This window comes from Kocuria sp. HSID16901 (genome assembly GCF_003989425.1).
Classification (GTDB): domain Bacteria; phylum Actinomycetota; class Actinomycetes; order Actinomycetales; family Micrococcaceae; genus Rothia; species Rothia massiliensis.
In genome coordinates this window covers 22,598-39,999 of sequence record NZ_RBLM01000010.1, presented here as the reverse complement: position 1 = coordinate 39,999, position 17,402 = coordinate 22,598, and the positions used below count along the sequence as shown (strand labels likewise).

Genomic DNA, 17,402 nt, shown 5'->3' with positions numbered 1-17,402 from the left:
GCAGACGATGAGCGCCGATCACGACCGCGACGAACGGCGCGCCGGTCCCATCGTCGCCGCAGGGACCGGGCTGCTCCTACTGGCATGCTGCGCGCTTCCGTTGCTGCTCTGCTGCGGCCTGCCGCTCATCGCGGCGGGCGGAGCACTCGCAGGCGTCGGAGGGCTCCTCGGCAATCCCTGGATCATCGGTGCCGGGATCGCCGTCGCGATGGCCGTCACGGCCGGGATGCTCGTCAGGCTACGGCGGCGGCACCGAGGCCGCAGGACTGGCTGCTGCGAAAATCCTTCGACTGCTGATCGGAACCGGTAGCTCGATCGGATCCAGCCATCACCGCCAACGGGGCCACCTCGGCATCCCGCGGCCCTTCCAGGTCTCCACGAGACCGGCGACCCAGCGGACGGACGCGAAGAGTCCGTAGCCGGCCCCGGCGAGGCCCATGGAGACCACGAGCCAGCGACCGATCCCGAGCCACACGCTCCCGTCCACGTCGAGGGCCCACTGAGCGCCCGTGATAAGCCCGGCGACGGCCATCCAAACACCCGCGACGATCACTGCGACCGGCAGCAGCGCGAGGCACATCGACGCGGCGACAGACCAAAGCTGACGGGCCTCCAGCTTCGCCGTTGTGGCGATGATCTTTTCGGCCCGCTCGTTCGCGGCGTCAATCTTGGCTGTTGCCACGGCCCCGGCGTCGGCAGCGGCCCTCTCGATCGACTGCACAGCCTGATCCCGGGCCGTGCTGATCGCGCTCGTCGCCTCGGCGCTGGCTTGGGTGATCGACTCCCGCCAGGCCTTCTGCGCACCGTTCGCGGCCCGCTCGAACTTAGCCCGGCTCTCATCGAGATGCTTGGCGGCAGCCTCGGACTTAGAGGCTGAGCCCTTCAGACTCTCCCCGTTGAGGTTCACGCTCATACCCGCGAGAGTGGACGCGATTCCGGCGAGCAGTTCGCTGTTCTCGTTCGACTCCGGCGGCGGCGACGTTGAGGTCAGCTGATGCGAGATCGCGGAGAGCTGCTTCTCCTGCTCCTCGCTGTCCACCTTCACGAACCCCGCGAGCTTCTTCTGCTGCTCGGTCAGCGTGGCGATCCTCGTATTCTGCGCCTCGACGGCGGCGAGGATCGAGGTCAACAGCTCCATCGTCTCCGGACTGCCGAGCGGCTGCGGCGACTGCACGGGCCCGTTCTGCTGCTTCAGCCTGTCGAGCGCTGCGCTCATGGTCCTGCTCCTTCTGCTGCTGGTGATAGTCGAAGAACGCATGCGCACCCTCTGGGGTGAAGTCCGCCGAGAGGGCGCTGGTGCGCTTACGGCGCTCGGCGCGCCCGGACTCACCTCGGCGGTCCTCGATGTAGAGCGTCCACGTCTCCTTGCCGACGTTCTTGCCCCGCTTGCTCACGGCGGTGTGCAGGCGCATCCGCGGCACCTGCTTCCCGTCGTCGCCAAGCTGCTGGTTCTGCTCCGCGATCACCGATTCGAGGCCGGCCTTGTCCATCGACCGGGGATTGGCCAGAGCGGCGCTCATCCGGTCGCCCATCTCCCGGTCGAGCGACCCCTCGGCGAAGTCCTCGCGGCGCAGCTCCCAGTCCTTCGGCGGGTGCTCCAGCCGCTTTACGACCGAGAGGCCGTGCTCGCGCATCAGCTCGTCGTTTGCCGACTGCACGCCCCGCTGGTTCCCTGCCTTGCGGTCGTGGAACGTGCGGTAGTCCGAGAGCGCCTTCCCGGTGCGGTTGTTGTGGTTGACGACCAAGATGTGGTTGTGCGGCTTGCGGCCACGTCCATCCACATGCGTCACCACGAGGCAGTCCGAGTCCGGGTGCATCCGCTTCGCCAGCAGGTAGCCCAGATCATTCACCCGCTGCACGTGTTCGGGGTTCTTCGGGTCGAACTCCTCGTCGCTGAACGACTGGCGGTAGTGCAGCGCCTCGACCTCGCGCGTCGTGTTCTGCGTGAGCGCCCGAGCGCGCGCCGAGAACGCGCCGGGGCCTCCCGGCACATCGCACGTGATCGCGACGCCCCGCTCGTCCTCCTTGCCCCGGATATAGCGCTCCGTGTCGGCGGCGCTGGCGCTCGGGCTGTAGTGCGTCGTGCTCATGACGCCGTCCGATCACCGAGCAGGGCGCGGACCTCGCGCAGCAGCTCGATCAGCTCGGGCACCTCCGACGACAGCGCCACCGCCTCACCGGCACGTGCTCGGTGGTCCAGGTCGTTGACGTTGATCGCCAGCGGGCGGATCTGCGCGGCCAGCTCGCGCGCGTCCGCCGACACCTGCGCGCGCGCCTCGACGCCGAGCAGGTGCGCGGCCACGGCGGCGTCCAGCTCCTCGCTCCGAGAGGCGTGGAGGGCATCGCGCACGACGGCCCGCACCCACGTGCTCGGAGCCAGCCCGAGCCGCTTCGCACGAGTGCGAAGCGCCGCGAGCGTGGCCTCTCCGAAGTCGGTATCGAGCTTCGCGCGGCCCCCACGACGACGCTTCGCGCCGCCGTGACTCTGCCGCACAGCCTCCGCATCAGCCCGACCCGTGTTCACCTGGGAGTCGGTCTGCTGCTCCACCTGTACGCCAGAGTGGCAAGCAGTAGGCATGTCAGACACATCGCTGACGCTCGTGTCCTCCATGCCTGCTTGCGAGGGGCCTCCGGCCCCCTCGACCCCCTGGAAGAGCGCGTCCAGTTCGGTGCTCATGCGGCACCTCCGATCAGTGCCAGCGGCACGTCCGGACTCCGCACGGCGAGCCCGCTCAGCAGCTCCGCGACCGCGCCGTCCGCGTCGTGGTCGGCCGAGGTCTCCGGACCGTAGGTCAGTTCCCGTGACCCGGCGTTCCGGTGGTACGCGTTCCCGTACATGCCGGGCGTGTGCGCGGCGGCCGGAACGCTGCACTGATGCCACTCGTAGGGCTCGATCCTTCCGATGTGCTGCACGAGGTAGCGGTTGATCTCGTCGGCACGGTAGACCTTCACGACCGAGGCCAGGCGGCGGATGAACTGGTCCAGCGCCTCGTCCACGTTGCCCTTCTGACGGGCGTAGTAGAAGAACTCGACGGGCTCGATCGTCGCCGTGATGACGATGAGACGCGGGGCCACCTCGCCCTTGTTCTTATAGCGCGCCTTCGCCGGGGAGGCGTTGTACGGATCGAGCAGCAGCAGCCAGTCGTTCGCGTCCATCGCCGAGGCGCGCAGATCGTCGAGCAGCAGCACTTCCTCCCCGCGCCAGTCATCGAGGGGGTTCCCCGTGGCGGCCCGGTAGACCTGCCACCGCTCGCCGTGGGCGTTCGCCGCGTTGATCGCCTCGGTGATGAAGTCCGTGGCGAACCGGGTCTTGCCGATACCGGCATCCCCGTGCACGAATACCACGTGCGTCGAGAACTCACCGGCGCGTAGCTTCGCCGCCGCCCGGTACGCGCGGCGTTGACCGTAGGCGGACAGGGCATCGTCGATCTCCCGCTGATGCCGCGAGTAGATGTCGAACAGTTCATCGGTAAGCATGATCTGATCGCGCGTGATCTCGCCCTGGAGCACGCGCTCGCGCATGTCCTCGAAGTTCTCGGCGACGACCTTCTTCTTCACGTGGGCGCGACCCTTGAGCCACGTCTCCCGGCGCTGGGCGTCGATGCCGAGGTAGTCCGGCCCGCGCACCGTGGCGACCTCCGAAGGCGCGTACTGGTGCTTGTCCGCGTACTTCACGTGCGTCAGGTACGAGAGCATGTTGTCGAAGGCGTACCGCCCGCGACCGGGCTTCTCGACGTACTGCGGTTCGACGCCGATGCCAAACGCGAGCCGATCCAGAGGCGCGCTCTTCGCGCGGCTGGCGAACTTGATCACCGCGTGCAGGTGATCCGGCTTCGGCTCGACCACGAGGGTCTTCTCGGTGTCGCTCCAGACCTCGCGCTCGTCCTTGTCGTGCACGATGCCGTAGGCCTCGACGACCTCACAGCCGATCGCCTCGAGCCGCTGCACCACGTAGGCGAGGATCGCCCCGGCTCCCTGCTGGAGCAGCGCGGCCCCGTTCGCGTCCTCGGCGGCCCAGGTCCAGTACGACGGATCGAGGTACTGCGTGAGCCCGATGCTCGTCGGGTTGTTCTCCTGCTTAGCCACGGCGACCACCGCCCAGGACGTCGGAAGGAGCGTGCGGCGCCTTAAATGACCCCCTATTGACCCCCAAATGATCCTGCGGGGTCACGCGGTGGAGCGAAGGCGAAACCGGCAGCTGACCAGGCATGTTGTTGCATGGCGCGGCAATCGACAAGCCCTTGCCGCGCCCGTAGGAACGGATGAGGCTTCCAGAACTCTTGGAGTGCGGAGCACGGATGAGGACGGGCATCACGACGACGGGCAGCCCGCCTCCGGCGGATGCCAGGCCAGGCCCATCGGTCGGGCTGGTCAGGTCAGCGGGAGCGGTGGCGCTGGTGCGTTCGGCGGCGTTCATCGGGCACCACCCTTGCGGTAACGCTTGATGACGGCCTGATGCGTGACGCCGAGGGCGTCGCCGATCTTGGCCCAGGTCACCCCGTCGGCGCGGGCATCGGCGACGGCCATCTCGACGGCCTCCTCCAGCACGGAGCGGAGCACGCCGAGGTCGTAGAGGTGCGCTTCGCTGTCGGCGAGGGTGGGGTCGCCCACACGCCAGCGGAAGCCGTTCACGTGGGCGAAGGCGGCGGAGTTGGCGCTCATCAGCGATCACCACCCATCACGGCGGCGACCGCGGCCCGCTGGCGCGGAGTCAGCGGCGTGCGGGCCAGGCGCTCACCAGCTCGGCGACCGGCGGCGAGGGCGGCAGCGATGACGGGATCGAGCCCATCAGCCTGCGGATCGGGGGTCGAATCCTGGTCGAGCCCAGGGCAGTCCAGCGCAGATGCGCGGGGAGCGTCGATAACGACAGACATCGGAAGTCCTCAAACATGAGTGTGCTTCCGGTTCCCCGCCACGGTAATTGGGCTGTTTGACCGGCTACTCATCCGGGAGTAGTACCGCCAGCTTCAAAGTCTGGCCCCCGGTGGGATCTTCTTGTCTGCAACCATCGTCCCACGAGTCGACTCACCAGTCCACTGACGAGTCGACTCGCGTGTCAGTCGCGACGCGGCTCTATACGAATGAGGTCGGGGTCGAACTTCACGTGACCGGGCGCGATGGGCTCGATGGTCACCGTCACCAGCTCGTCCACGAGCATCCGGCGGCGGTCCACGTCCAACGTCTTCCACTTCGCCTCGACCACCTCGCGGCGCTCCGCGGTGCCGACCGGCTCGTCCACGTCCGCGAGCAACTTCGCCGCCACCGACACCGAACGGTCGAGCAGCTCCGCGTCGATCTCATCGATGCGGGCCTTCACGTCGTTGATCGCCGCCGTGATCTCCAGGACCGGCTGATGGATGTCACGCAGCAGCGGGCTCAGCTCCTTCACCCGCTCGACCAGGGCGTTCCGCTCCGTCAGCAACTCCTCGTGATCTGGCCCATCGTCCTCCTGCGGCATCACGAGGTTGTGCACATCCACCGAGGACAAGCGGGTGAGCACCGCCTCGGTCACCATCGCATCGACGGGCTCGCGCTGGCGGGTGAGATGGAACTGCTCGCCGCAGCGGTACGTCGGCTGCTTGCGACTGTTCGTCCCGGAGACGAGCGTCGCGCCGCACTTCCCGCACAGCCCGATCGTGGACAGAAGGTACTTCGGCTGGTTACCCTGCCTCGCCGACCTTCGCACGTTGTCCTCCAGCTTCGCCACCGCGGCCCGCCACGTTTGCTCGCCGACGATGGGCGGGAACGCGTCGCCCTGCACCGGGTACAGCTCGCCCGACGCGTAGTGCTTGATGTAGCCAGCGTAGAGCGGGTTCGCCAGGAGGTAGCGCACGGCATCGACGGAGAACTCCGACCCGCGGGCGGTGAGATGACCGGCACCGTTCAGATCCTCGCGGATTCGCCGGATCGACAGCGACGGCTCGCCGAGGAACGCGGCGAAGGCCCGCCGGACGGCGTCGGCCTCCACCGGGATCAGCTCGCCCTCTCGCGTCCACCCGAACGCCTTCCAGGCGCTCGTCGGGATGCCCTCGAAGCGTCGGCGCTCGTTCGACCTGATCTGACGCTCCGCCTTACGCCTGGCCTCGAACCGGGCCAGTGCCGCGAGCATCGTCGCTCGGAACTCACCGTCGGCCGTCGAGAGGTCGATCTCGCCGTCCACGGTGACGACCCGCAGCCCCAGGTCAATCAAGGTGTTGAGGTCCTTCGTGCTGCGCAGCAGCCGGTCCATGTCCACGGCGACCACCATCGAGAAGCGGCCCGCGCGGGCGTCGTCCAGCATCTCGGCCCAGCGGGTGCCAGCGCGGCGCTTCTTCGTCGCCGACACGGCGTTGTCCTCGTAGACCTCGACGACGTTCCAGTCCTTGGCCTCGGCCAGCGCCCTGATCTTCCTCAGCTGCGTATCGACCGTCCAGCGGTCGCCCTTGCGGTCCATGGAGGCGCGGACGTACGCGGCCACCTCGTTCGTCTTCCTCAGCGCTACCAGTTCGACCATGCAACCAAGCTTACGGAACGAGTGTCACAACCGCGACATGCTCTAGCGCATGTCGATGACGCCCGTGCCGAGCTCGATCGTGCTGGTCTTCGCGCCTGCTGCAGCGAGCAGGGGAAAGGGCGTGCCGAGTTGTCGGGCGAAATGGTGCACTCGGAAGTAGGCGCCATCGACGCCTAATTCTTCGGCGGCGACGGCCAGGTCGATGCCTTGGGTCAAAGCGTCGCCGGCACTACGGGTTGCTGAGGAGCGGTGTGGAGCCCAGTGGCCGAAGGAGAGGAAGCCGATGCTCTTGCGTGTATTCACATCGATCTCAACCCCGGGCAGGCGCAACCTATTCCGCTTCCACTAGGGCCAACGTCTTGCCTGCCCTGTGGATTTCGAGGGCCTTCGCCTACCAGCGTTGACGGCACGTATATCAGGGTCGCTTCGAAATCGCGGACCTCACCTCCAGGAACGTTGTTACTCTGTGGTCAGCGAGCATGACTGTCCAAGCCATTCGAACCACATCGAGGAACCACATGAAGAGACTCATCGTCGCACCCCATATGGATGACGAAAGCATGGGGTGTGGAGGCTTATTGGCCAAGTATCCGCAAGAGTGCGTCGTCGTGGTGACGGCAAGGGGCAATGAAACCCGACGGCGCGAGTTCCAGGCGGCCATGAGCACTTTGGGTATCACGGAGGTGATCGAGCTCAATCTTCCGGACGGGAGCGTCGGCGAACACATGGCGGATCTCGTCGGCGAACTGGACCGAGTCTGCCGAGACGTTCGGCCCGACGAGCTCTACCTCCCGTTCCCTTCGCTCCATCAAGATCACATTTCCGCGTATGAGGCCGGTATGAGGACGTCGCGTTTGTCGATGTCCCATGATCACTGGAGCACTCCCAGCGTCTACGTCTACGACGTCGCGGTGTACGACGTCAGCCTGTATCCGAGCGACCTCCGCTGGAACGTTTTCGAGCCGCTGACCGAGACTGACGCCGAGCTCAAGGCCGAAGCCTGCCGTTGCTATGAATCCGAAACCCCCGGAGACTCCCATCCGATCAACGCGATCAAGGAACTTGCGGCGGCCGTTGGCAAGGTGCGCGGATTGCCCTTTGCCGAGCAGTATGCACTCGTGAGGCACGTGCGCTCATGAAGGTCACGATTCATCAGCCGGACCTTCTGCCGTACTCCGGGTTCTGGTTCAAAATGGCCACAAGTGATGCCTTCATCGTCTCGAAGCATGATCAGTTCCAGAAGCACGGGTATCAACGTCGGGTGACCATGCGGGATCGCTGGTGCTCGCACATGCTGGAAGGCAAACCGTCGCTCGTGCCGATCACGGACGTCGTCGTTCGGGAGGGCTGGCAACAGCGGCTCGTGGATACCATTTCGGGTAGGTATCGTGGAGCACCCCTGTGGAAACAGCGCGGTGCCGACCTGTGCGAGCGGATCCTTGCCGCTGAAGGGACGCGCCTGGACGAAGTCAATCTTTCCTTGATCTACCTCATCCGTGAACTCCTGGGCCTGACCACGCCGATCCTCTTTACGGACCCGCCGCAAGCTCATGCCAGAGATCGGTTGATTGAGCAGGTTCAGGCTGTGGGTGGGGACGAATACTTGGCCGGTGCGGGCGGACGCGCCTACATGGGCGAGGATCCCGAAGGGTATTTTGCCGACCACGGAATTACCCTGACGTGGTCCGATCACGAACACATCACCGGAGACAGCGTGGTGAGCCTGCTCATGGACCTGGAGGATCCCATGCCAGCGATCCTTCGGCGTGCTGGCGATCAGCAACGTCTTTAGTTCATTTGGGCAATCACGACGAGGGCGACGATCGCGAGCGTGCCGAGAGCAATGGGCGTGAGTGCGATGAGGTGGATCCAGCGGTTGGCAACTATGATCGCGGCGAATTCGCGGAGGAAGGCGCTGGGGACGTAGTAGCGAGCCGTTTTGGCGCCGACGCCGCGTCCCTTGAGTCCCACTCGGTTCATGAAAATGGCCGCACGGTACACGTGATAGTCGCTGGTTGCGACGTAAACCGGGGCCTTGGGGTCATCCATGAGCCGTTGAGAGAAGCGCAGGTTTTCCAAGGTGGTTGTGGACTGATCTTCCACCCGGATGAATTCGTCCGGTATGCCCTGTTCGAGAAGGTACTCGCGCATCGCGTGAGACTCCGGCACCACCTCATCAGGGCCCTGACCTCCACTGGGGATCAACATGGGGGTACGCCCTGCGGCCTGTTCGCGGCGGAACACCATCACGGCGCGGTCCAATCGCGAGGCGAGCAGTGGCGTGACCTTGGTACCCATCAGGCCAGCCCCGAGAATGATCACGTATTTCGGGTGAAAGCGAGCCGAGAGGCGACGGTACGCCAGCGTGGATATGAGGAAGCTTAAGAAGCAGAAAGCGATGTAGCCGGTGGCGTACCACAGCAGGGCGTAAACCATGCCTGCCACCACCGCCACCCAAGTGGCGCCGCTCGCGGCGAGAATGAAGATGACGATGACGCCGAACGGAAGCGCGATCATCCATAGCCCTGCCCCCAGCGCCAACAGATTTTTGGGCCGACGTCCTTCCTTGCGGATGATCGTGGCGCCGTTGATCAGTAAGAACACGATTAGGCTGACATAGCCGACCATGAGGGCAAACATGGCCAGAAGGACCACGAGGCCCATGATGAAAGTCAGCCAATCGAGGTTGGTTTGCGACAAAAGACTCAACGCCGAGTTGAGGATCATCAGCACGCCGACAATGCTGCACGCACCGTAGCGAAGTCGATGGCCGGCGCGCCGAAATCCCGCGACGCAGTAGCCCAGCATTCCGAGCCCGAGCGCAATGTAGAAGAGATGGGTGGCGGTGTGAGGTGAATACATCGTGTCCGTGGGGCAGGAGTTGGTCCGTACTCGAGAGTCGGACTGGGTGTCTCGACTCTATCCAAGCCGGACCCCAAAGTAATTCAGGCACAAAAAAGGTGAGTGGGTTCACAAGATGCCGGCTCTGCCTGTAGCCTGGCTCTCAACGTAACGAACCAGGTTCGTTAAGTTCGTCGGAAATCCCTGCGGACGAGCGGACGAGTTGGTCGTTTCCGAAAGGAGATACCCACATGGCTTGGACCATGCCCGCCGAAACGGCGCCCCACGAACGCACATGGATGGCCTTCCCCTGTGAAGGTCAAACCCTTGGTGCGAGCGATGCCGAACGAACCGAAGGATACGAGGCGTGGTCCGCCGTCGCTCGTGCCATTGCAGAATACGAGCCCGTAACCATGGTGGCCGACCCTTCTGAGGTTTCACGCGCCCGAAATCTGCTGGGTGAAGGTATCGACGTTCTTGAGGCTCCGGTCGATGAGTTTTGGATGCGCGATATCGGTCCAACCTTCGTGCGAGACGACGAAGACCCCGAGCGTCTTGGAGCAGTGGACTGGATTTTCAATGGATGGGGTGCCAACGAGTGGGCGGACTGGGAGAAGTCGGCGAAGCTTGGCCGGTGGGTCGCGGAACACTCCCGAACACCTCAATCCGCCCAGGTCGTTTCCTCGGTTTTAGTCAACGAGGGCGGCGGCATCCACACGGACGGCCAGGGCACGGTCTTGGCCACGGAAACGGTTCAACTGGACCGACGGCGCAACCCCTACGCAGACCGCCAGCGCGTCGAGGCCGAATTTGCGAGGACCTTGGGCGCCCGCAAAGTCATCTGGTTGCCTCGTGGTTTGACGCGCGACTATGACGAGTTCGGCACGAACGGCCACGTGGACATCGTCGCGACCTTCGCTTCACCCGGGACTGTCTTGTTGCACGCCCAGGAAAATCCCGAGCACCCGGATCACGAGGCCATGGTCCAGATTCGGGAAGCTCTGGAAACTCAGACCGACGCCGATGGGCGTCGCCTGTCGATCCTCGAGGTCCCCGCACCGGAACGCCTGAGCGATGCCGACGGCCCGGTGGATTTCAGCTACATCAACCACTACGTGGCCAACGGTGTGGTGGTCGCCTGTTCCTTCGGCGAGGATCGGGCGGACGGTCGAGCCCGAGAAATTCTCTCGGAGGCGTATCCGGGGCGCGAGGTCGTCTCGGTCGAGGCGCGCCCGATCTTCGAACGCGGCGGAGGAATCCATTGCATCACCCAGCAGCAGCCCACCGTGGGTGATCGCTCGTGAGCCGGATCGACGTAGTTGAAGCCAGTATCGCGGAGCTGCGGGCTGCCCTCGAATCAGGCGACATCACCAGCGAGGGGCTGCTCGACGAATACATGGCACGCATGGACGCTTACGACGTCGCCGGGCCGATGCTGAACTCCGTGATTGTGCGCAATCCTCGGGCGAGGTCCGAAGCGCAAGCCTCGGATCGGCGTCGTTCCGAAGGACGCGTGCTCGGGCCTCTGGACGGCATCGTGTACACCGCGAAAGACAGCTACCTCGTCGAGGGCCTGACGGCCGCGGCGGGAAGTCCCGCATTCGGCGAGTTGGTCGCCCAAAGTGACGCATTCACGATTGAGCGGCTCCGTGCCGCCGGTGCGATCTGTGTGGGACTCACCAACATGCCCCCGATGGCCAACGGTGGGATGCAACGGGGGCTGTATGGCCGAGCCGAGAGCCCTTATAAAGCAGACAGGCTGACCTCGGCTTTCGGTTCGGGTTCGTCCAATGGCTCGGGCACGGCGACGGCGTCGAGTTTTGCCGCCTTTGGTCTGGCGGAAGAAACCTGGTCCAGCGGCCGTGCTCCCGCGTCATGTAATGCTCTCTTTGCCTACACGCCGTCGCGCGGAGTGATTTCGGTGCGGGGCAATTGGCCCCTGGTTCCCACCATGGATGTGGTGGTTCCGCACGCTCGTACCGCTTCCGACCTCGCCGAGATTCTCGACGTCGTCGTGGCGGATGACGAAACGGCGCGTGGCGATTTTTGGCGGGTCCAAGACGTCGTGCCGATTCCGAAGGCCTCCGAGGTGCGTCCCGACTCGTACACCGCTTTGGTCCCCGAAAGCGCCGTGGCTGCGAAGAGCTACCTCAAGGGAAAGACCTTGGGGGTTCCGCGCATGTATATCAACCAGGATCCCGACGCTGGCACCGCGGAAAACCCGGGGATCGGCGGCTCGACGGGGCAGCCCATTCGGACGCGCGAGAGCGTCGTGACTCTATGGGAGCGTGCCCGGGCGGACCTCGAAGCCGCTGGCGCTCGTGTCGTCGAGGTCGATTTCCCCGTGGTCACCCGGTATGAAGGTGATCGTCCTGGCGAACCCACGGTGCGCACGCGTGGTTTTGTCACCGGGGAGTATCTTGATCGAGAAATCTCGGAACTCTCAGCGTGGGCCTGGGACGATTTCCTCCGGTCCAACGCCGACCCTAACCTTCCCGACCTGACCTGCGTGGACGGTGACGACATCTTCCCGCACCCGGACGGCGCCTTGGCGGATCGCTACGACGGATTCGACGACGACATCGCGACGTACCCCGATCTGATCAGGGAATGCCCGATCGAGTCGCTGGATCAGATTCCCGAAATTCGTGAGGGCCTGCCAGGCCTCGAAAAAACGCGGCAGGTCGATCTCGAGGAATGGATGGAAGAGCGGGGTCTGGACGCCGTCGTGTTTCCCGCCCTCGCCGACGTCGCCCCCGCCGATATGGACGTCAATCCCGAATCGGCCGATCAGGGGTGGCGTAACGGGGTGTGGGTAGCCAACGGGAACCTGGCGATCCGGCACTTGGGGATCCCCACGGTGACGGTACCCATGGGAACCCTCGACGACATTGAGATGCCGGTAGGCCTGACCTTCGCGGGCCGGGCTTATTCGGATAACCACCTTTTGGAGCTCGGATTCGCCTTCGACGCCTTGGGGCCCCGGCGCACCGAACCGAAACGAACGCCGCGTCTGAATCGCTAACCCCCCAGCGTCAGAACGGCACGTCGTCTTCGCAGTCTTCGCTCATCCCCCTGGTGAGTGGCTCTACTCATTTTCTCTCCCCATAGGAGGAACACATGTCCTCAGAAGCACCCTCCGGAAAGCGCAATGGCACTTCCGGCAACGCTGGCGTCACGATCCACACCTCGACCTCCCCCGTCGTGTCCATGTCGAAGCAGGGCGCCTCCACCACCGTCGATCGAGACATCGCTCGGCAAGCCAAAGGGCTCAGCGCCGCCAGTATCGGTTTGGTGGGGGCGACCGTCATCGGCGTCTCCACCATCGCTCCGGCCTACACGCTGTCGGGTGCGCTCGGTCCGACCGTGTCGGTGGTCGGATTTCACCTCCCGGCTGTGTTCCTGCTCGGGTTCATCCCGATGTTGCTGGTCGCGCTGGGCTATCGAGAACTGAATTCGGCCATGCCGGATTCGGGAACCACCTTTACCTGGGCCACCAAAGCTTTCGGTCCCTGGGTGGGCTGGATGGGCGGCTGGGGTTTGTTGGCCTCCACGATTCTGGTGTTATCAAACCTCGCAGGAATCGGTGTGGACTTCTTTTACCTACTGCTCTCCCAGATCTTCCATAACGACGCGATCGCGGATTTGACGCGCAACATTCCTCTCAACATCCTGACCTGCGTCGTATTTATGACGGGGGCGTGTGTGGTTTCCTATCGCGGCGTCGAAGAGACCAAGAGATTCCAAATATTCCTCGTGAGTTTCCAGCTTCTCGTCATGCTCGCATTCACCGTGGTGGCCTTCATCCACGTCGGAAATGGCACCGCTTTCGACGGTCATATGCCGAGTCTGGAATGGTTCAACCCCCTCCACATAGATTCCTTCTCCGCATTCTCGGCTGGCCTATCCCTCTCGGTCTTTATTTACTGGGGATGGGACACGGTACTGACGCTCAATGAGGAAACCGAGGGTTCGGATAAGACGCCGGGCCGGGCGGCTTTGCTCGTGATCGGCATCGTCGTCGTGCTGTACCTGCTGGTCGCGTGCGCAACGTTGGCATATTCCGGCGTCGGCGATGGTCAACTTGGGCTCACCAACGGAAACATCCAGGAAAACGTGTTCGCCGCCTTGGCCACCCCCGTTCTGGGCCCGCTCGGTATTCTCATGTCCATCGCCGTACTGATGTCATCGATCGCCTCGTTGCAGTCGACGATGGTTTCTCCGGCCCGCACCATGCTCTCGATGAGCTACTACGGAGCGCTCCCTCAGCGGCTCTCCCGAATTCACCCCAAATTCCAAACCCCGAGCGCCGCGACCGTCACGGCCACCGTCATCGCCACCTTGTTTTACGCGATCATGCGCGTGGTTTCGGAAGACGTTCTGTGGGACACGATTTCCGCGTTGGGTCTCATGGTCTGTTTCTACTACGGGCTGACGGCGCTCGCGTGCGTCTGGTATTTCCGTAAGACCGCCTTCTCCTCGGCGCGGACCATCCTGACCCAGTTCGTTGGGCCGCTGTTGGGCGGGGTCATGCTATTGGTGTTCTTCGTGCAGACGACGATCGATTCTTTCGACCCGTCCTACGGGTCCGGTTCATCCCTCTTTGGTATCGGCCTCGTTTTTTACCTTGGAATGGGCGTGCTTGTTTTGGGCGTCGTCGTGATGTTGTTGCTGTCCCGGAAGCTGCCGACCTTCTTCCGCGGTCAGAACGTCATCGCGCCGGGATCTGTGGATCAGTCGTGATGTCGGAGATCGGGCTGCTTGCGGTGTTGCGGGGGCGAACTTTCGGTGGTTCAGGCGGCGGAGAGAGTCTCGCGCAGCCGCCCCTCAAGCCCGTCCATGATGCTGGTGAGGCCGACGTCGAGAGCCTCCTCGGCGGCTTCAGGCCCGCTGAGATGGGCGCGGGCGGCGTACAGCCGGGACATCACCGGAAACTCGTCCTTCTGTTCACCGGGATAGTAGATGTCGGAGGGCGCGGCTGCGTCGATGGCGGTTCCGAGCAGGAACGACTCCAACGTCTCGACGACGCGCAACACTTGGTCTTCCGGCCAGCCTGCGGCGAGGAAACCCCTGGTCACGGCCTCATACATCACCAGGGTCTGAGGCGCTTCGGCCACCGGCGTCAGAGCGAGGGTTGCCACCACGGAGGGTTGGGCTGCAAAGGCCCGGTAGTACGAGCGAGCCCATTTCTCGACGGCGGTACGCCACGCGGATGCGGTTTCGGCAGGATCCTGCGCTCCGCCGGCGACCCGGTCCATGCGTCTCGCCAATCGATTCAGCGGGCGAACGTCGATGCCCCGGACGACGTCGTCCGAGATCTTCGCGAAAATCTCATCGCGAGATTCCACGTGGTTGTACAGCGAGGAGACCGCGACGCCAAGGCGCTTGGCCAGCATCGTCATCGTGAAGTTTTCCCCGTTGGTCTCCATGAGATCCCGAGCCGTCCGCACGATCGTCTCGGAATTCAGGATGCTGCGGGGCGGTCGCCCTCGTCGTCTCGTCGCCTTGGTTTCCACACCGAAGACTTTACCCGGCGGAGATTTCCACAAAAACGTGGCAGTAGCCCCCTCCTCACTTCACAAAGGTCAGAGGCACCGATAATATAAACGAAACTGATTCGTTTAGTACCAACGCATTCCCCGAAAGGTCGAATCATGAACGCCAATCCCCATAATCCTCAGCACTCCTCATGGACGGTCCGCGAGTCCGACGTCGTCGTGATCGGCGCGGGACCGTCCGGCTTGTCCGCTGCCACCAAGCTCCGCGAAGCCGGCAAGACCGTCACCGTGGTGGAGGCCCGCGAGCGTGTGGGTGGGCGCACCTGGTCGAAGCACGTGGACGGCGCGTTCTTGGAGATCGGCGGTCAGTGGATTTCCCCGGATCAAACGGTGCTCTCAGACCTCGTCGAAGAACTCGGCTTGGGCACCTTCTCGCGCTACCGCGAGGGCAAAGGCATCTACCGCGCTCCGGATGGAACGGTGACGCAGTACACCGGCGAGATGTTCCCGGTTTCCCAGGAGACCGAGCAGGAAATGCAGCGTTTGATCGACCTTCTGGACGATCTCGCGGCGAAGATCGGGCCGCACGAGCCTTGGGCCCATCCCCAATCGCGCGAGTTGGACACCATTTCCTTCCACCATTGGCTCCGGGAGCAATCGTCGGACGAAGAGGCCTGCAATAACATCGGACTTTTCGTGGCCGGTGGCATGCTCACCAAGCCTTCCCACGCCTTCTCCGCACTACAGGCCGTGCTGATGGCGGCCTCGGCTGGTTCGTTCTCGAATCTTGTGGATGAAGATTTCATCTTGGATAAGCGCGTCATTGGTGGCATGCAGTCCGTCTCCGAGGCCATGGCGAAGCGCCTCGGGGGAGACGTCATCACGGGTCACCCTGTGCGGGTGTTGCGGTGGCAGGAAGAGGGCGAATACCCGGTTTTGGTCGAGGCTGAGGAATTCTCCGAATCGGGCGAGGCCACCGGTGCCGGCGTGATTGTGCATGCCCGCCGGGCAGTCGTCGCGGTTCCGCCCAACCTCTACAGCCGCATTTCCTACGTCCCGGCTCTCCCGCGTCGCCAACACCAGTTGCATCAGCATCAGTCCCTGGGCCTCGTTATTAAGGTGCACGCCGTGTACGAGACCCCGTTCTGGCGGGCTAAGGGACTCTCCGGTACCGCATTCTCTGCCGATTCCCTGGTCCAGGAGGTCTACGACAACACCAACGTGGACCCTGCCACCGGCGAGGAAGAAGCGCGTGGAACACTCGTGGGATTCGTGTCCGACGAAAAGGCGGACCACGTCTTCGCGATGTCCGAGCAGGAACGCAAGGAAGCCATCCTCGAATCCATCGCCGAACTGCTGGGCGAAGAAGCCAAGAACCCGGTGGTCTATTACGAGTCCGACTGGGGCAACGAAGAATGGACTCGTGGGGCCTACGCCGCGAGCTACGATCTCGGCGGTCTGCATCGTTACGGCATGGATCAGTCCGAGCCGGTCGGCCCGATCCACTGGTCCTGCTCGGATATTGCCGCGGAGGGCTACCAGCACGTTGACGGAGCCGTCCGGATGGGGCAAAAGACCGCCGCCGTTATTGTGGATTCACTATGAAATACGTCGTCGGCTATACCGCGGATCAGAAGGGACGCGACGCCCTGAATCTGGGCATCGCGCTCGCGCGGTCCATGAATTCCGAGCTCGATGTGGTGCTCGTCCTCAAAGTGGAGGACGCCTACACCGGCGTGCTCCGGGGAATGGGCAACTACACGGAATTGGTGGAGCGTCAGGCCAAAGAGTGGCTGCGCGAGGCCGCCTCCCTGGTCCCGGAGGACGTCACCGCCAGATATCATCTGCGGCGTTCGGCGAATGTCGCGGCGGGTCTCATGGAGATGGCTGAGGTCGTTAACGCCGGGGCGATCATCGTTGGTGGATCGTCGCACAGCATTTGGCTGTGGCACGGCATCGGATCGGTCGGCAATGCGTTGCTGCACCGCGCCACGTTGCCGGTGATCATGGCCCCCAGTAGTTACAAAGAATCGACGTCGATCACCTCGATCGACTGCGCTGTTAGCCCCAAGGTGGACTCGATCGGCCTGGTTGAGGAAGCCATCGCGACCCTGAATCGCACGGAGTTGCCCGTTCGCCTGGTGTGCATGGTGAACGGTTCCTCCGCTGAAGACGACGGTCGCGCGCAAGCGGCGGTCGAGAAGCTCGTGGCCGATTCCAGCGTCCGTCCGGAGGAGCCCGAGAAGCTGAAGGTCGTCGTGGGTCATGGCCGCGGTATTGCGGAGGCCGTGGAATCGGTCGAGTGGGAGGAGGGCGCGATCCTGATGGCCGGTTCATCCAAGCTGGCTCAGCGCGGTGAACTCTTCCTGTCGACCACGACATCCGCGATACTCTCGCGGCTGCCGATCCCTGTGGTGGTGGTCCCACGCGACTACCACCCGGGGCGGTATGGCTCCGAGTCTCAACCGTGGACCGGTCAGATGAAGGCCATCTAGCCCGGCCAGAGGCGATTCGGGCTGTTCTGGCATATCATGAAACAAATTTTTCCTAATGGTTAACGAGGGTACGAT

The 17,402-nt window shown here is 63.9% G+C and carries 17 protein-coding genes and 2 pseudogenes; 8 read left to right on the top strand and 11 right to left on the bottom strand.

Annotated elements, in window-relative coordinates:
* Positions 1–7: 7 nt before the first annotated feature.
* Positions 8–310 carry a hypothetical protein gene (locus D8M21_RS10610; RefSeq protein ID WP_081275423.1) on the top strand — a complete coding sequence of 101 codons (303 nt, stop codon included), beginning with the start codon at positions 8–10 and terminating at the stop codon, positions 308–310.
* Between the two features lie 18 nt (positions 311–328).
* Here the strand turns inward: D8M21_RS10610 and D8M21_RS10605 are convergent, their stop codons facing one another.
* The 9 genes and pseudogenes from D8M21_RS10605 to D8M21_RS10565 all read right to left on the bottom strand — a co-directional run.
* Positions 329–1,216, bottom strand: coding sequence for a hypothetical protein (locus tag D8M21_RS10605; protein ID WP_038989747.1), 888 nt, complete (start codon positions 1,214–1,216; stop codon positions 329–331).
* Positions 1,217–1,628: 412 nt separating this feature from the next.
* Positions 1,629–2,090 (bottom strand): annotated as a pseudogene (locus tag D8M21_RS11660) (relaxase/mobilization nuclease domain-containing protein); the annotation flags it as partial.
* Complete coding sequence (locus D8M21_RS10595; RefSeq protein ID WP_035123391.1) at positions 2,087–2,677, bottom strand: hypothetical protein; 591 nt, start codon at positions 2,675–2,677, stop codon at positions 2,087–2,089. The pseudogene D8M21_RS11660 and the gene D8M21_RS10595, both read right to left, overlap by 4 nt.
* The gene (locus tag D8M21_RS10590; protein WP_053446999.1) at positions 2,674–4,095 is read right to left on the bottom strand and encodes a Rep family protein; all 1,422 of its coding nucleotides are present in this window, start codon (positions 4,093–4,095) and stop codon (positions 2,674–2,676) included. Before D8M21_RS10590 ends, D8M21_RS10595 begins: the two co-directional genes overlap by 4 nt.
* Positions 4,079–4,417 (bottom strand): hypothetical protein, encoded by a 339-nt coding sequence (locus D8M21_RS10585; RefSeq protein WP_081046168.1) that lies wholly within the window; start codon positions 4,415–4,417, stop codon positions 4,079–4,081. Before D8M21_RS10585 ends, D8M21_RS10590 begins: the two co-directional genes overlap by 17 nt.
* Positions 4,414–4,662 carry a helix-turn-helix domain-containing protein gene (locus D8M21_RS10580; protein WP_035123395.1) on the bottom strand — a complete coding sequence of 83 codons (249 nt, stop codon included), beginning with the start codon at positions 4,660–4,662 and terminating at the stop codon, positions 4,414–4,416. The genes D8M21_RS10585 and D8M21_RS10580 overlap by 4 nt, the downstream gene beginning before the upstream one ends.
* Positions 4,662–4,874, bottom strand: coding sequence for a hypothetical protein (locus D8M21_RS10575; protein ID WP_053446998.1), 213 nt, complete (start codon positions 4,872–4,874; stop codon positions 4,662–4,664). Before D8M21_RS10575 ends, D8M21_RS10580 begins: the two co-directional genes overlap by 1 nt.
* A gap of 182 nt (positions 4,875–5,056) precedes the next feature.
* Entirely contained in the window at positions 5,057–6,493 is a 1,437-nt protein-coding gene (locus tag D8M21_RS10570; protein ID WP_126855856.1) for a recombinase family protein, read from the bottom strand.
* Between the two features lie 45 nt (positions 6,494–6,538).
* A pseudogene (locus D8M21_RS10565) lies at positions 6,539–6,796 on the bottom strand (LLM class flavin-dependent oxidoreductase); the annotation flags it as partial.
* A 215-nt stretch (positions 6,797–7,011) separates the two neighbouring features.
* Here D8M21_RS10565 and D8M21_RS10560 point away from each other — a divergent pair.
* Both D8M21_RS10560 and D8M21_RS10555 read left to right on the top strand, forming a co-directional pair.
* A complete protein-coding gene (locus tag D8M21_RS10560; protein ID WP_048683316.1) occupies positions 7,012–7,632 on the top strand; it encodes a PIG-L deacetylase family protein in 621 nt (206 codons plus the stop codon).
* Positions 7,629–8,285 (top strand): WbqC family protein, encoded by a 657-nt coding sequence (locus tag D8M21_RS10555; protein ID WP_048683311.1) that lies wholly within the window; start codon positions 7,629–7,631, stop codon positions 8,283–8,285. The genes D8M21_RS10560 and D8M21_RS10555 overlap by 4 nt, the downstream gene beginning before the upstream one ends.
* On the opposite strand, the gene D8M21_RS10550 is transcribed toward D8M21_RS10555, so the two are convergent.
* Positions 8,282–9,355 (bottom strand): YdcF family protein, encoded by a 1,074-nt coding sequence (locus D8M21_RS10550; protein ID WP_048683309.1) that lies wholly within the window; start codon positions 9,353–9,355, stop codon positions 8,282–8,284. The genes D8M21_RS10555 and D8M21_RS10550 overlap by 4 nt on opposite strands.
* A gap of 230 nt (positions 9,356–9,585) precedes the next feature.
* Here D8M21_RS10550 and D8M21_RS10545 point away from each other — a divergent pair, with 230 nt between their 5' ends.
* From D8M21_RS10545 to D8M21_RS10535, 3 genes are all read left to right on the top strand, one after another.
* Positions 9,586–10,638 (top strand): agmatine deiminase family protein, encoded by a 1,053-nt coding sequence (locus D8M21_RS10545; protein ID WP_126855854.1) that lies wholly within the window; start codon positions 9,586–9,588, stop codon positions 10,636–10,638.
* On the top strand, positions 10,635–12,359 hold the full coding sequence (locus D8M21_RS10540; protein WP_048683303.1) for an amidase: 1,725 nt from the start codon (positions 10,635–10,637) through the stop codon (positions 12,357–12,359). Before D8M21_RS10545 ends, D8M21_RS10540 begins: the two co-directional genes overlap by 4 nt.
* Positions 12,360–12,544: 185 nt before the next feature.
* A complete protein-coding gene (locus D8M21_RS10535; RefSeq protein ID WP_048683422.1) occupies positions 12,545–14,077 on the top strand; it encodes an APC family permease in 1,533 nt (510 codons plus the stop codon).
* Positions 14,078–14,127: 50 nt separating this feature from the next.
* On the opposite strand, the gene D8M21_RS10530 is transcribed toward D8M21_RS10535, so the two are convergent.
* Entirely contained in the window at positions 14,128–14,850 is a 723-nt protein-coding gene (locus D8M21_RS10530) for a TetR/AcrR family transcriptional regulator (RefSeq protein WP_048683300.1), read from the bottom strand.
* Between the two features lie 138 nt (positions 14,851–14,988).
* Here D8M21_RS10530 and D8M21_RS10525 point away from each other — a divergent pair, with 138 nt between their 5' ends.
* Together D8M21_RS10525 and D8M21_RS10520 are read left to right on the top strand one after the other, a co-directional pair.
* Entirely contained in the window at positions 14,989–16,437 is a 1,449-nt protein-coding gene (locus tag D8M21_RS10525; RefSeq protein ID WP_048683298.1) for a flavin monoamine oxidase family protein, read from the top strand.
* A complete protein-coding gene (locus D8M21_RS10520) occupies positions 16,434–17,327 on the top strand; it encodes a universal stress protein (protein ID WP_048683293.1) in 894 nt (297 codons plus the stop codon). Before D8M21_RS10525 ends, D8M21_RS10520 begins: the two co-directional genes overlap by 4 nt.
* Positions 17,328–17,402: the final 75 nt, after the last annotated feature.

Excerpts from the sequence above, each read along its gene's own strand:
- D8M21_RS10585 (WP_081046168.1), bottom strand. The coding sequence starts at position 4,417 with ATGAACGCCGCCGAACGCACCAGCGCCACCGCTCCCGCTGACCTGACC.
- D8M21_RS10605 (WP_038989747.1), bottom strand. The coding sequence starts at position 1,216 with ATGAGCGCAGCGCTCGACAGGCTGAAGCAGCAGAACGGGCCCGTGCAG.
- D8M21_RS10575 (WP_053446998.1), bottom strand. The coding sequence starts at position 4,874 with ATGTCTGTCGTTATCGACGCTCCCCGCGCATCTGCGCTGGACTGCCCT.
- D8M21_RS10595 (WP_035123391.1), bottom strand. The coding sequence starts at position 2,677 with ATGAGCACCGAACTGGACGCGCTCTTCCAGGGGGTCGAGGGGGCCGGA.
- D8M21_RS10550 (WP_048683309.1), bottom strand. The coding sequence starts at position 9,355 with ATGTATTCACCTCACACCGCCACCCATCTCTTCTACATTGCGCTCGGG.
- D8M21_RS10555 (WP_048683311.1), top strand. The coding sequence starts at position 7,629 with ATGAAGGTCACGATTCATCAGCCGGACCTTCTGCCGTACTCCGGGTTC.
- D8M21_RS10580 (WP_035123395.1), bottom strand. The coding sequence starts at position 4,662 with ATGAGCGCCAACTCCGCCGCCTTCGCCCACGTGAACGGCTTCCGCTGG.
- D8M21_RS10525 (WP_048683298.1), top strand. The coding sequence starts at position 14,989 with ATGAACGCCAATCCCCATAATCCTCAGCACTCCTCATGGACGGTCCGC.
- D8M21_RS10560 (WP_048683316.1), top strand. The coding sequence starts at position 7,012 with ATGAAGAGACTCATCGTCGCACCCCATATGGATGACGAAAGCATGGGG.
- D8M21_RS10520 (WP_048683293.1), top strand. The coding sequence starts at position 16,434 with ATGAAATACGTCGTCGGCTATACCGCGGATCAGAAGGGACGCGACGCC.
- D8M21_RS10610 (WP_081275423.1), top strand. The coding sequence starts at position 8 with ATGAGCGCCGATCACGACCGCGACGAACGGCGCGCCGGTCCCATCGTC.
- D8M21_RS10570 (WP_126855856.1), bottom strand. The coding sequence starts at position 6,493 with ATGGTCGAACTGGTAGCGCTGAGGAAGACGAACGAGGTGGCCGCGTAC.
- D8M21_RS10535 (WP_048683422.1), top strand. The coding sequence starts at position 12,545 with ATGTCGAAGCAGGGCGCCTCCACCACCGTCGATCGAGACATCGCTCGG.
- D8M21_RS10545 (WP_126855854.1), top strand. The coding sequence starts at position 9,586 with ATGGCTTGGACCATGCCCGCCGAAACGGCGCCCCACGAACGCACATGG.